The sequence below is a fragment of the Phyllobacterium zundukense genome (assembly GCF_025452195.1).
GTDB classification, from domain to species: domain Bacteria; phylum Pseudomonadota; class Alphaproteobacteria; order Rhizobiales; family Rhizobiaceae; genus Phyllobacterium; species Phyllobacterium zundukense_A.
In genome coordinates this window covers 135,105-149,434 of sequence record NZ_CP104973.1, presented here as the reverse complement: position 1 = coordinate 149,434, position 14,330 = coordinate 135,105, and the positions used below count along the sequence as shown (strand labels likewise).

Here is a 14,330-nt window from a genome sequence, read left to right as displayed (position 1 = left end):
CATGTCTCTCATTGAAGAAATCGACTACGGTACGCCGAAATCTCTTTCGGAAAAGATGATCACGCTGACCATAGACGGCAACGAGGTCACTGTGCCGGAGGGCACCTCGATCATGCGTGCCTCCATGGAAGCCGGCATCAAGGTTCCAAAGCTCTGCGCCACCGATATGGTGGATGCGTTCGGCTCTTGCCGCCTCTGCCTGATCGAGATTGAAGGCCGCAATGGCACGCCAGCCTCCTGCACGACGCCGGCAATGGAAGGGCTGGTCGTCCATACGCAAACGCAGCGTCTGAAGAATATCCGCAAGGGCGTCATGGAGCTTTATATCTCCGATCACCCGCTTGATTGCCTTACCTGCGCAGCCAACGGCGATTGCGAACTGCAGGACATGGCAGGTGCAGTAGGCCTTCGCGATGTGCGTTATGGCTATGAGGGCGACAACCACGTTTTTGCCAAGGCGCATGACGTTGCCAATGATCGCTGGATGCCGAAGGACGAGTCCAATCCCTACTTCACCTACGACCCTGCAAAGTGCATTGTCTGCTCGCGCTGCGTGCGTGCCTGCGAGGAAGTGCAGGGAACCTTTGCACTGACCATCGAGGGCCGCGGTTTCTCCAGCCGCGTTTCGCCGGGCATGCATGAGAATTTCGTCGATAGCGAATGTGTTTCCTGTGGCGCCTGTGTCCAGGCTTGTCCGACAGCAACGTTGACCGAAAAATCCGTTATCGAGATTGGTCAGCCGGAACATTCGAAAGTCACGACCTGCGCCTATTGTGGCGTCGGCTGTTCGTTCAAGGCGGAGATGCGCGGCGAAGAACTGGTTCGCATGGTGCCCTGGAAGGACGGCAAGGCCAATCGCGGTCATTCTTGCGTCAAGGGCCGTTTCGCCTACGGCTATTCAACCCACAAGGACCGCATTCTCAACCCGATGATCCGCGAGAAGATCTCGGATCCATGGCGCGAAGTCACGTGGGAAGAAGCCTACAAGCATGTAGCAAACGAATTCCGCCGCATCCAGTATCAGTACGGACGCAATTCCATCGGCGGTATCACATCGTCCCGCTGCACCAATGAAGAGACATATCTTGTCCAGAAGCTGGTGCGCGCCGGCTTCGGCAACAACAACGTCGATACTTGCGCCCGCGTTTGCCATTCGCCAACGGGCTATGGCCTCAGAACTACATTTGGTACTTCTGCAGGCACGCAGGATTTCGACAGTGTCGAGCACACTGACGTCGTAATGATTATCGGCGCCAATCCGACCGATGGTCATCCCGTCTTTGCTTCCCGCTTGAAGAAGCGGCTGCGCAAGGGTGCAAAACTGATCGTCGTCGATCCGCGCCGCATCGATCTGGTGCGTTCAGCCCATGTTGAAGCTGCACAACACCTCCCCTTGCGTCCCGGTACCAACGTTGCTGTTGTCACCTCGATGGCCCATGTGATCGTCACCGAAGGGCTCTTCAACGAGAAGTTCATCCGCGAGCGCTGCGATTGGGATGAGTTCCAGGATTGGGCAGCCTTCGTTTCTTCTCCGGAGCATAGCCCGGAAGCCATCGAACAGCTGTCGGGCGTTGATCCTCAGACGTTGCGCGAGGCCGCACGGCTTTTCGCAACCGGCGGCAATGGCGCGATCTACTATGGGCTTGGTGTCACCGAACATAGCCAGGGCTCAACAACCGTTATGGCTATTGCAAACCTCGCCATGGCGACCGGTAATATCGGCCGCAAGGGCGTTGGCGTGAACCCGCTCCGCGGTCAGAACAATGTGCAGGGGTCCTGTGATATGGGTTCCTTTCCGCACGAACTTCCGGGTTACCGGCATATCTCCGACAGAATCGACGCGCGATATCTTCGACAAGCTCTGGGGCGTGAAGTTGCAGGACGAACCCGGCCTTCGCATTCCGAATATGCTGGACGCGGCCGTTGATGGCACCTTCAAGGGCATCTACATCCAAGGCGAGGACATCCTTCAGTCGGACCCCGATACCAAGCACGTGGCTGCCGGTCTCGCCGCCATGGAATGTGTTGTCGTGCACGACCTCTTCCTCAATGAGACCGCCAATTATGCCCATGTTTTCCTGCCCGGCTCTACCTTCCTTGAAAAGGATGGCACGTTCACCAATGCCGAGCGCCGGATCAACCGCGTGCGCAAGGTTATGAGCCCGCTCAACGGCTACGCCGATTGGGAAGTTACGCAAAATCTCGCAAATGCCATGGGACTTGGCTGGAGCTACAGCCATCCTTCCGAGATCATGGACGAAGTCGCGCTGACGACTCCGAGTTTCGCCGGCGTAACCTACGACCTTCTGGACAAGGAAGGATCGGTTCAATGGCCATGCAATGAAAAGGCGCCCTTGGGCACGCCGATCATGCATATCGACGGCTTTGCGCGCGGCAAGGGCAAGTTCATCCGCACCGAATATGTCGCGACGGACGAGCGAACCGGACCGCGCTTCCCGCTGCTTCTCACGACGGGACGCATCCTGTCGCAATACAATGTCGGGGCGCAGACACGCCGCACGCAAAACGTTGTCTGGCATGAAGAGGATCGGCTGGAGATCCACGCCCATGACGCCGAGCAGCGCGGCATTCGTGATGGCGATTGGGTGAAGATCACCAGCCGCGCAGGCGAAACCACCCTGCGGGCGCTGATCACCGATCGCGTATCGCCGGGTGTTGTCTATACGACCTTCCACCACCCGACGACACAGGCCAATGTCATCACCACCGATTTCTCCGATTGGGCGACCAATTGTCCTGAATACAAGGTCACGGCGGTGCAGGTCGGCGCTTCGAACGGTCCGAGCGACTGGCAGATCGAATATGACGAGCAGGCGCGCCAGAGCAGACGTATTGCTCCTGTGCTGGATGCCGCGGAGTAACCATGTCCGAAGAGCGCCCCACACTGCTTGTCGTTCCGCGCATCACCCGCCGCCGCAAGGGGGCGGGGGAGGTTTACGCGACAGACAGCCGGATGGTGCCCGAAGAAACGCCAGTCGCCTTCAGTTACAACGGCACGACCCATGCGGTCATGATGGCGACGCCAGCCGACATGGAGGATTTCGCTGTCGGCTTCAGCCTATCGGAGGGCATCGTTTCGCAGGTCGACGAAATCAGCGAAATCACCGTCGAGGAACACGACGAGGGTGTCGATATCCAGATCGTGCTAGCGGGTGAAGCGGGCCAGGAACTCACGGATCGCCGCCGCCGCATGGCCGGACCTGTCGGCTGCGGCCTCTGCGGCATCGAATCAATCGAACAGGCACTGAAACCCGTTGCCTCTGTCGACAAAGCCAAACTCAAGCTGACGCCGGATGAAATCGCGGACGCGGTGAAGCTGCTCTCGCAGGTTCAGCCGCTGCATAGTGAAACCGGCGCAGTCCATGCCGCCGGGTTCTACGTTCCGGGCAAGGGCGTCGTTGCAGCGCGCGAAGATGTTGGCCGCCATAATGCGCTGGACAAGCTGGCCGGGGCTCTCTGCCGCTCCGGTGTCAAGGGCAAGACCGGCGCAGTCGTCGTTACGAGCCGCGTATCCATTGAAATGGTGCAGAAAGCGGCGATCATCGGCGCTCCGATCCTGATTGCCGTATCGGCGCCGACAGCCTTGGCGATCCGCACAGCGCATGCCGCGGGCATGACGCTTGTCGCGCTTGTGCGCGGTGATGAATTCGATGTATTTACTCGCCCAGAGCGCGTCCCGGCTGCTTTGGCCCAGCTGGATACAAAAGCGGCGGATGTGCTTCCCAAACCGAATCCCGACACCGCCGCATCGACGCTCGTTCAAAGTCCCACTGTAAGATTGGTGCAATATGGATAGTGAAAGCCACAAATCGACGGCGACCAAGCTCGTCTACATGGCCAACCAGATAGCGGCGTTCTTCCATACACAGCCGAAGGATGAGGCGGTGGCAGGTGTTGCTGACCACATCAACCACTTCTGGGAGCCACGCATGCGCGAGCAGTTTTTCGCGATCCTTGAACAGGAGGATAACGGCTTTGATCCGCTGGTGGTCGAAGCAGCAAAACACATCCGCAAGCCTGGGCCGGTTCCGGCCTGATCACCAATTGCCTGATACTTGGACGATCTTGGGAATTCGGACACTTTCGGTGTCTGGATGACGTTGCAGCAGGCGATAGTCTAATTCATATTGCCGCAATATCTGAAATCGGAGCCCCTAAGTGGCCTCTCATTCTTGATCATTGATTGCCGAATAGCCTGCCTACGACAAGAACAAACGGAAGCCACAAAAGCAGGAATACGACATAGGGTGCAGAGCGAGTAATATAAGGCTCGTAGTCGGCCTTCGTATTTTTGTCGTCCCTCAGCATTTGCCCCCCCTGCAACGTTCGTGTCTTCAGGCCAAAATGTTAATCCGGCCAAGCAACTATGCTGCAAGCGGTGTTGGGCAACAATAGCTCCGCGCTCGTCAAAATTCATTATGAAGCAAGGTGTTACGTCCAATATGCTTTAGGGCCGGGCTGCTCAAAATCATTAGAGTTTTACCAATAAAGTTAATGTTTTCCGAATGCAGTTGTAATCAGTTTGTCTTCTTGATAGGCGAAACAGCAGCACCGCCTACCCTCCGCAAGGTCCCCATGCTTCGTCGATTTATCGGGCAAGTACCCAGTCCGCTCACCGGCATTGCCCTGGCTGCGCTCGGCTATTCACTCTTTGCTATTCAGGATGCGCTGGTGAAATGGCTGGTGGCAGACTATTCGGTGCCGCAAATATTGTTCATGCGCAGTGTGATCATCGTCATCTTTGCGGCTGCGATGGTACGCCATGAACGCCATCCATCGATCCTGAAGAGCCCGCATAAACGATCGCTCGCTATTCGCGCGGCACTAATGCTCGGCGCATGGCTCTCCTACTATTCCGCGGCGCGCCACCTTGGGCTTGCCGAAATCACCACCATGTATTTCTCCGCCCCGGTGATGGTCGTCATCCTCTCGATCTTTGTTCTGAAGGAGAAGGTGGGACTGGTTCGCTGGATCGCTTCCATCGCGGGATTTGTGGGGGTGATCCTCGCGGCAAATCCTGCAGAAACGCCCGATCTCGTGCCTGCGGGAATGGTTCTGTTCGCTGGTTTCTGCTGGGCGTGGAGCGTCATTCTCGTGCGCCTCGTCAGTCGTAGCGAAAGCACCTTTAACCAGATGATGGCTACGAGTTTTCTTTTCGCCGTAGTTTGCGGAGCGATGCTTCCCTGGCTTTGGAAAACACCGGACCTTGCCGGCTGGATCTTGATGATCAGCCTGGGCCTGGTCGGCTCGGCCGGACAATATTTCCTCTATGAAGGGTTCCGCTATGCCCCGGCCTCGGCTCTTGCGCCCATCGAGTATAGCGGTCTCATCTGGGCGTTTCTTTACGGCTATCTCATCTGGCATGAGGTGCCGCAAATAAACGTCTTCCTCGGCGCAATCCTCATTGTGGCCTCAAGCCTTTCTCTCGTCTGGTGGGAACGGCGCATGGCAATGGCGGCACGACGTTTGACTGTGTAGCTGCGCTAATGCCTGCATACGGCGCGTGGCTCGAATGGCAGATCGGCCAGCTGATCGAGGTCCATGGCCTGTAATGTCGGATGCGCAAGTGGATCCCTTTGCCAGCTGGACTCAGCATCTCCGGACTCGATTTGCCCGCCGCAGAACCGTGCTATCAGGGCTCGGAGCAGAAAGAAAATCTTCATCGTCTGACTCCCTTATGTTCAAATATGCGCTATTCTGTTCAGGATACGTGATATTTGCAATCCAGATTGGCGAAACATTCGTAAAGAAAATCTTCATGAAGAATTTAAACAAAGTCCATCTCAACGGGTTGAAGGCAGTAGAGGCGATCGGACGTTTGGGTTCACTGCCGAAGGCCGCGGAGGAACTCGGCGTATCGGTCAGCGCGGTCAGCCAGCAATTGATCCGCACCGAGGGCCAGATTGGACATGCCATTTTTGAGCGAACCCGCGGCGGGCTGGTGGCGACGCCATTCGGCAAAGGTTTCCTTGCTCGGCTGGAAGAGGGCTTTCGGTCACTGTCAAAGGCCGTGGCAATGGCTGATGGGGCGGATCAGACGCTCATGCTTTCCGTCGCCCCTACCTTCGCTTCAAAATGGCTCGTTCCACGTCTTGGCCGTTTGCGCAGTTCCCATCCGGACCTCAAAATCCGCATCGATCCTTCGCCGGGTATCGTCGATCTGAAAAGTTCGGACATCGATCTCGCCATCCGGCTTGGAAAAGGCGATTGGCGGGATGGCGCTCCGGAACGGCTTCTGCCGCAAAGGATGTTTCCGGTTTGCACGCGGAATGTGGCTCTCAGGTTGAAGGGACCTGCCGACATCTTCAACCAGCCGATCATCTGCTATGACAATCCGATGTTCAGCTGGGATGATTGGCAGACCGCGGCTGGTCTCGAAGGACCGCTGCCTTTCGACGGCACAACTTTTTCCGATCCTTGGCTTGGGCTTGAAGCCGCGATCAGCGGGCAGGGCATCATGCTTGCCTGGGACCTGTTTGTTGAAGATGCCTTGGCGGACGGCAGGCTGGTTGCGCCTTTCCCTGCCCGCGTACCGTCTTCCGTCGGTTACTGGTTAGTCATGCCGAACAACCGCAAACCGAGCCCCCAATCACTCCACTTCCAGCGCTGGATTCTTAGCGAAATCGCGCTGGAGAATGCGACCGGATCGCATGATCTGTTGACAAGTTATACCGAAGTTTGAACAGTGCCCCCACACCAAAATAGTGGCAGTGGGAGGACTTTATGTCTCTGCGTTCGGTCATCGGCTTTTCGGCCTTCCTTCTCACTCTTTTCACTCTTTCCGCGCCGGTTGGCGCGGCGGAAACGAATCGCGATGTCGTTACGACGAAGGACGGCGATTATTTCGGTTTCGACCTGCGTACGGAACAGGATGTCACCCAGGATCAGTGCGAGCTGGTCTGTCTCGCCGACCAGTCCTGCAAGGCATTCACCTACAACCCTAAGGTGAAGTGGTGTTTTCTCAAATCTGATTTCAATCAGCTGAAAACGGCGCCGGGTTCTGTTGCCGGCAAGGTTGTCGAGACTGCCGATGAACCCGATATCGGTGCACCGCCAAAGCTGCAGTTTGTGTCGGACCAGTTACTGCAGGATGCACGGCAGGTCAGGTCGAGCCTGAGCCTCGCCGACGATCAGAAGGCGTTAGGTGTCGATGGTCTCGTTGCGGCCGGACGCACAGAGGTTGCCAAGGGCAATATCGAGAACGCCCTCAAGGCGTTTAGAGGCGCGTTGGCGGTGACGCCCGACAATGGCCCGCTTTGGATCGAGACAGCACGTGCAGCGAACCGTGCCGACAAAAATACCTATATCGCCGGACAGGCGGCGGTAGCCGCGCTCAACGGCTATCAGTTGACGCGAACAACGCAAAGCCGCGCAGATGCGCTGGCATCGCTCGGCGATGCGCTGCAAAATTCCGAGAACTATCGCGCGTCGCTTGACGCGTATAAAGCCAGTCTCGCGCTCGTCAACGCCAAGCCGGTTGAGGCGGCCTATCTGGATCTCAGGTCTCGGCAGGGCTTCCGCGTCACCAATCAAACGATCGACGCAGATAGCGTTAACCCTCGCGCGTGCATCCAGTTCTCTGACCCTCTGGTGAAAATGGGCACGGACTATACGCCGTTCGTGACATTGAACGGAACTGCCCCAAAAGCTCTGGAGGCCAAGGGCAGCGAGATTTGTGTCGAGGGCTTGGAACATGGCCAGCGCTACAAGCTCGCCCTGCGTCCCGGGCTGCCATCTGCGGTGGGCGGATCTCTCGAGGCGCCGGTCGATCTTGATATCTACATCAAGGATCGCTCCGCCATGGTGCGCTTTACCAGCGATAGTTTTGTTCTGCCGAGCACCGCGCGTCGCGGCATTCCCATCGTTTCGGTCAATACGACCAGCGCCAATCTCAAGCTCTATCGCATCGGTGATCGAGGGCTGGCCCCGCTTCTGACCAGTTCGCAATTCCTGACGCAGATGGATGGCTACAGCGCTCAGCGTCTGCAGGATGAATCGGGTGAACTTGTCTGGCAGGGCACGATCGATCTTCAGTCCGACCTCAACAAGGATGTCGTCACCAGTTTTCCAGTCGATGAAGCCCTGCCGCAGCGCAAGCCCGGTGTCTATGTCCTGACCGCCGTGTCGCCTGACGCAAAGAGCAACGAATGGGATGCCCAGGCTACGCAATGGTTCGTCGTCTCCGATATCGGCCTCACCACCTATGCGGGTAATGACGGGCTCAATGTTTTTGCACGCTCGCTTGCGTCGGCCCAGCCGCTCATCGGTGTCGAGCTTCAACTTCTTGCCAAAAACAACGAGATACTTGGCACTGCAGTCACCGATACCGAAGGTCGCGCTACATTTACCGCCGGGCTGATGCGCGGCACTGCAGCCACCGCTCCTGCAGTCATCACCGCCAAGAATGGCGATGCGGACTATGTTTTCCTCGACATGACCCGCGCGGGCTTCGACCTTTCGGATCGCGGTGTCACCGGCCGTCCCGCGCCGGGCGCGATCGATATTCTGGCATGGACCGAACGCGGTATCTATCGCGCCGGCGAAACAGTGCATGCGTCCGCGCTCGCCCGGGATAACGCCGCCAATGCCGTCGAAAAACTGCCGCTGACATTTGTGTTCAAACGGCCCGACGGCGTCGAGGATCGCCGGATGGTCAGTGACGGCGCAAATCTTGGAGGGCATACGCTCGATCTGGAGTTGCAAGCGAACTCCATGCGCGGCACCTGGACGATGCAGATATTCACCGACCCCAAGGGTACGCCGATCGCAGAAAAGCAATTCCTGGTTGAGGATTTCGTGCCAGACCGGGTTGAGTTCGATCTGACCAGCGACGCCAAATTCATTGAGATCGGCAAGCCAACGCCGGTGAAGGTGGACGGCCGCTTTCTCTATGGCGCTCCCGCTGCGGGGCTGGAACTAGAAGGCGAAATCGCGCTGAAGCCAACACATGAAAGCGCTGATTTCAAGGGTTATCTCTTTGGGCTCGCCGATGAAGAGGCGAGTGAAAATACGAGCTTGCCGCTCGAAGACTTGCAGCCACTGGACGAGAACGGCAAGGCGACATTCGACGTTTCAGTGGCAGATACTCCATCCACCACGCAGCTCCTCAACGCAAATGTGGTCGTGCGGATGCACGAAGCAGGCGGTCGCGCCGTAGAGCGTACGTTGACACTGCCGGTCAAGCAGCAAGGCTCGATGATTGGTATCAAACCAGAGTTCTCAGGTGCTCTCGCCGAAAACTCCGTTGGCAAATTTCATGTCATTGCTGTGGATGAGAATGGCCAGAAACAGGCCATGCAGGGGCTTCAATGGAAACTCATCAGCGTCGAGCGCAACTATCAGTGGTACCGTGACGGCAATTCATGGAAATACGAGCCGATCCTTTCGACCAAGCAAGTTGCGAATGGGGTGATCGATACAACGGCGGATGGCGCTGATATTTCCGTCCCTGTTGCCTGGGGTCAGTTCCGCCTGGAGGTGGAAACCGCTGTTGCGGACGGCCCCGCCTCAAGCGTTCAATTCGATGCCGGCTATTATGTGGCAACCACTTCCACCGAAACGCCGGACGGTCTTCAGATCGCTCTCGATAAGGAAAACTATGCCCCCGGTGAAACGGCGAAATTGAAGGTTTCGCCGCGTTTCGCCGGCGAACTGCTGGTGACCGTCGGTGCCGAGAACTTGCTGGTTACGAAACGCGCAAGTATTCCGGTCGAGGGTGGTGAAGTCGATGTTCCTGTCACCGCTGATTGGGGTGCGGGGGCTTACGTCACAGCCACGTTGTTCCGTCCGGGTGACGCGCAGGAAACCCATATGCCGATGCGTGCCATCGGTGTGAAATGGCTTAACGTCAATCCGGGCGATCGCAAGCTCGCTGTACAGCTGGATACGCCACCGAAGACCGAACCTCGCAAGCCGTTGAACATCGCCCTTCAAGTCACTGGTGCCGGTGCGAACGAGGGAGCTTTCGTCACCGTTGCTGCAGTGGATGTCGGTATTCTTAATCTTACCCGTTATGAAGCACCGAATCCGGATGGCTGGTACTTCGGCCAACGCCAGCTCGGTCTCGAGATTCGCGACCTTTATGGCCGCTTGATCGATGGTTCGCAGGGCGCAACCGGCAAGCTGCGCACCGGCGGTGACGGCGCGCAAATGCCGATGCAAGGCAGCCCACCCACTGAAAAGCTGGTTGCCTTCTTCTCCGGGCCGGTAAAGCTGGACGCACAGGGTAAGGCCAATGTCAGCTTCGATATTCCGCAGTTTAACGGAACGGCGCGTGTCATGGCTGTCGCCTGGTCGAAATCGGGTGTTGGCCACGCCACCTCCGACGTGGTCATTCGCGATCCCGTGGTCGTCACCGCGAGCTTGCCGAAATTCCTTGCCCCTGGCGATAAGGCCGCGTTGCGGCTCGATATCGCCAATACCGACGCGCCGGCAGGCGACTATCAGGTGCAGGTCACCAGCAATCCTGCGGTGAAGGTCGATCAACCGGCCGCGTCACAAACCGTCAATCTGGCTGCAGGTGGTAAGGCAAACCTTATCTTGCCATTGACGGGCAATCAGCCGGGCGACGGGGTAGTATCGGTCAAATTGTCGAATGCCGCAGGTCTCTCGCTCGAGCAGACCTTGAATGTCCCGGTCCGGCCGGCGACCTTGCCGATGACCGTGCGCAGGCCGATCAAGCTTGGGCCCAACAGCAGCCTCAAGGTGGATAGCGAGTTGCTGGCTGGCAGCGTCTTGCAAGGGGCTTCGGTCAGTCTCAATGTAACGCGCTCGGCCGCCTTCGATATTCCGGCGTTGCTGATGACGCTCGATCGCTACCCCTATGGTTGCGCAGAGCAGACGACCAGCCGCGCCCTGCCACTGCTCTATATGAGCGATCTCGCCAGGCAGTCTGGAATTGCCGACGACGGCGAAGTGCAGAAACGTGTGCAGGAAGCGATCTACCGTGTCCTGTCGTATCAATCCTCTGCCGGCAGCTTCGGTCTTTGGGCGCCGGGCTCCGGCGACCTCTGGCTTGATGCCTATGTCACGGACTTCCTCACCCGTGCTCGCGAACAGAAATACAATGTGCCGGAACAAGCTCTCGTACAAGCACTTGAAAACTTGCAAAACTCGCTGAGCTACGACGTGAATGTCAAGGATCAGGGCAATGAAATTGCCTATGCGTTCTATGTCCTGGCGCGTAACCGCAAAGCGGCGATCAGCGACCTGCGTTACTACGCTGACACGAAACTTGGCGAGTTCCCGACGCCATTGTCGCGTGCGCATCTTGCCGCCGCCCTATCGCTTTATGGCGATGCCCAGCGTTCGCAAAGCATTTTCACCAATGCCCTGCAACAGGCGACCACCGTGACCAATGTCAGCCTCGTCCGTTCGGACTACGGCTCGTCGCTTCGCGATGACGCCGCTGTTCTGGCGCTTGCTGCCGAGAGCCGTCCCGTCCCGCCGATCATCCCGCAACTGTCGAAGATCGTTGCCAGTGAATGGGAGCACAAGACCTATACGAGCACGCAGGAGCAAACATGGATGCTGCTTGCGGCGCGCGCTGTTCAGGATGGCGACAGGGATCTGCAGCTCGACATCAATGGCGCTGCTCACACTGGTGGCTATTCGGCACGATTGACCGGCGATGAACTGCTCGCACAACCGGTGACCATCACCAATGCAACCGCCGAACCTGTGTCGGCAGTGGTGACGACAGTGGCTTCTCCGTCGCAGCCGCTGCCTGCCGGGGGCGATGGTTTCAACATCGAACGTACCTATTACACGCTTGATGGCAAGGAGGCCAATGTCAGCCAGGCCAAGCAGAACGAGCGCTATGTAGTTGTTTTGAAAGTGACAGAGAACAACAACTGGCCGTCGCGTGTGCTCATCACCGATCTTTTGCCTTCCGGTTTCGAGATCGATAATCCCGGTCTCGTCAACAGCGCCAGCCTGTCGAATTTCGACTGGATCGGCGAAGTGGAGGCAGCGCACACGGAGTTCCGCAGCGATCGTTTCGTAGCCGCCTTTGACCGGGCGACGGGGGACAATGGCGAAATCACGCTGGCCTATGTAGTCCGAGCGGTAACACCCGGCACCTATGACCATCCGGCAGCCAGCGTCGAGGACATGTACCGCCCTCAGTTCTCCGCGCGTACGGCAACCGGTCGCATGGAGGTCGTCGCAGCACAATAATGTGGCCCACGCGCAAACTCTGCATCGGCATTTCGGCCAATCTGGTGCTGGCCACGGTGCTTGCGTTTGGCCTCGACCTGACCGACCGCGCTTTTCCACCGCCGCTCGAGAAGGCGGCGGAGGTTTCGACTGAGGTCCTTGATGCGGATGGACAGTTGCTGCGCGCCTTCGCGACCTCCGAAGGCCGCTGGCGGCTCGGCACGACAGCAAAGGATGTCGATCCGCAATTCGTCCGCATGCTCACCGCCTACGAGGACCAGCGCTTCTGGCAACACCGGGGCATTGACCTCGTCGCGCTTGCACGCGCAGCGGTGCAGGTCGTCAGCAATGGCCGTATCGTTTCCGGCGCCTCGACCTTGACCATGCAGGTTGCCCGGCTGATTGAGCCGCGCGAGGGCAGATCACTCACTGCAAAGCTTCAGCAGTTGGCGCGCGCGCTGCAAATCGAGCGACGTTTGAGCAAGGTCGAAATCCTCGACCTCTATCTGTCTCTTGCCCCCTATGGCGGTAACCTTGAAGGGGTGCGCGCCGCAAGTCTTGCCTATTTCGGCAAGGAGCCGCGTCGCTTGACTGTCGCGCAGTCCGCTCTGCTCGTCGCTCTGCCGCAATTGCCGGAAAGACGCAGACCCGACCGCAATCTCGCCTTGGCCGAAGCGGCGCGTGGCCGCGTGCTGCATCGCATGGCCGTCGAAAAGGTTGTGGGGACAAGCGAAGCCGCGCGGGCCGGTCTCGCACCAATTCCGTCGCGGCGTTTGCAATTGCCGGCCTATGCAGCGCATCTGGCGGAAGCCGCCCAGCGCAAGGAGCCGTCGGTCCGACGGCATCTGACAACGCTGCGCCGGCAGGTCCAGCAGGGATTGGAAGCAGTCGCGAGGGACGCAGCGGGCAAGGTCGGTCCCAAGGTATCAGTCGCCATGGTCATGGCGGACGTGCGCACCGGCGAGATCGTCGGCGAGGTTGGATCCGCGGATTATTTCGACGCGAGCCGCTCGGGCTGGATTGACATGACCCGGATCAAGCGCTCGCCCGGCTCGACGCTGAAGCCCTTTATCTATGGCTTGGCCTTCGAGGATGGCCTGGTCAGCCAGGAAACCATAATCGAGGATCGGCCCGCCGACTTCTTCGGCTACCGGCCGCGCAATTTCGATATGAGCTATCAAGGCGACGTCAGCATTCGGCAGGCGTTGCAATTGTCGCTCAACGTTCCTGCAGTCCGTCTGCTCGACGCAGTCGGACCGGCACGGCTGATGATGCGGTTCCGTCGCTCCGATGTCCGACCGGTGTTGCCGCCGAATGAAGCGCCGGGCCTCGCCATCGGTCTCGGCGGTGTAGGCGTTACCCTGAAGGACCTCGTGCAACTCTATGCCAGCCTTGCTAATCGCGGCAGGCCAATGCAACTCGGCGATGGAATTCAGGACAAGCCCGGCTCGATCGAGGGCGAGCCGCTGCTCGAACCTGTGGCGGCGTGGAACATTGCCGATATCCTCTCCGGTGTCATGCCGCCCCTCGGTTCCGGGCAGCGCGGCATTGCCTACAAGACCGGCACGAGCTACGGTTACCGCGATGCATGGTCGGTCGGTTTCGATGGCAATTATGTTCTCGGCGTATGGGTTGGCCGGCCAGACAATGGCGCAGTGCCGGGTCTGACCGGGTATGGCTCGGCCGCGCCGATCCTGTTCGAAGGTTTCGCTAAATCCGGCGTCGCCATAACGCCTCTGCAACCTGCTCCAGCGGGAGCTACCCGCATAGCGCAGGCGCAACTGCCGATCAGTCAGCGGCGTTTTGCGATAAATTCGAGTGGTTTGCTTGCTTCGACGACACGCGAGCCGGCACCGCAGATCGTCTATCCGCCTGAAGGCGCACGCATCGAGCTTGGAGCAACAACAGGCGGTGAAATCATGCCGCTGGCGCTGAAGCTGCAGGGCGGTCGCGCACCGTTCCGTTGGCTCGCCAATGGCAAGCCCTTGCCGGAAACATCGCGCCGTCGCGTCAACCAATGGGTCCCGGACGGCGGTGGATATTCGACGCTCACAGTCATCGATTCAGTCGGTCGCGCGGCTAGCGTTCGAGTGTTTGTCGATTGAATATAACAAGGCGGCGCGCCATGGCGCCGCCGTTTCAAAATAGTTTCC

At 58.6% G+C, this 14,330-nt stretch carries 6 protein-coding genes and 1 pseudogene; all 7 read left to right on the top strand.

Annotation, left to right across the window (positions count from 1 at the left end; genetic code table 11):
- Position 1 precedes the first annotated feature (1 nt).
- Positions 2-2,882: pseudogene (fdhF, locus tag N8E88_RS13120) on the top strand (formate dehydrogenase subunit alpha).
- A gap of 2 nt (positions 2,883-2,884) precedes the next feature.
- Positions 2,885-3,817: a formate dehydrogenase accessory sulfurtransferase FdhD gene (fdhD, locus tag N8E88_RS13115; protein WP_262294051.1), complete on the top strand. Its 933-nt coding sequence runs from the start codon at positions 2,885-2,887 to the stop codon at positions 3,815-3,817.
- On the top strand, positions 3,810-4,058 hold the full coding sequence (locus N8E88_RS13110; RefSeq protein WP_112525917.1) for a formate dehydrogenase subunit delta: 249 nt from the start codon (positions 3,810-3,812) through the stop codon (positions 4,056-4,058). Before fdhD ends, N8E88_RS13110 begins: the two co-directional genes overlap by 8 nt.
- Positions 4,059-4,596: 538 nt before the next feature.
- Positions 4,597-5,499: a DMT family transporter gene (locus N8E88_RS13105; RefSeq protein ID WP_262294050.1), complete on the top strand. Its 903-nt coding sequence runs from the start codon at positions 4,597-4,599 to the stop codon at positions 5,497-5,499.
- Between the two features lie 280 nt (positions 5,500-5,779).
- Positions 5,780-6,703 (top strand): LysR substrate-binding domain-containing protein, encoded by a 924-nt coding sequence (locus N8E88_RS13100; protein WP_262294049.1) that lies wholly within the window; start codon positions 5,780-5,782, stop codon positions 6,701-6,703.
- A gap of 41 nt (positions 6,704-6,744) precedes the next feature.
- Positions 6,745-12,198 carry an MG2 domain-containing protein gene (locus N8E88_RS13095; protein ID WP_410010642.1) on the top strand — a complete coding sequence of 1,818 codons (5,454 nt, stop codon included), beginning with the start codon at positions 6,745-6,747 and terminating at the stop codon, positions 12,196-12,198.
- The gene (gene pbpC / locus N8E88_RS13090) at positions 12,198-14,282 is read left to right on the top strand and encodes a penicillin-binding protein 1C (protein ID WP_262294048.1); all 2,085 of its coding nucleotides are present in this window, start codon (positions 12,198-12,200) and stop codon (positions 14,280-14,282) included. Before N8E88_RS13095 ends, pbpC begins: the two co-directional genes overlap by 1 nt.
- Positions 14,283-14,330 lie beyond the last annotated feature (48 nt).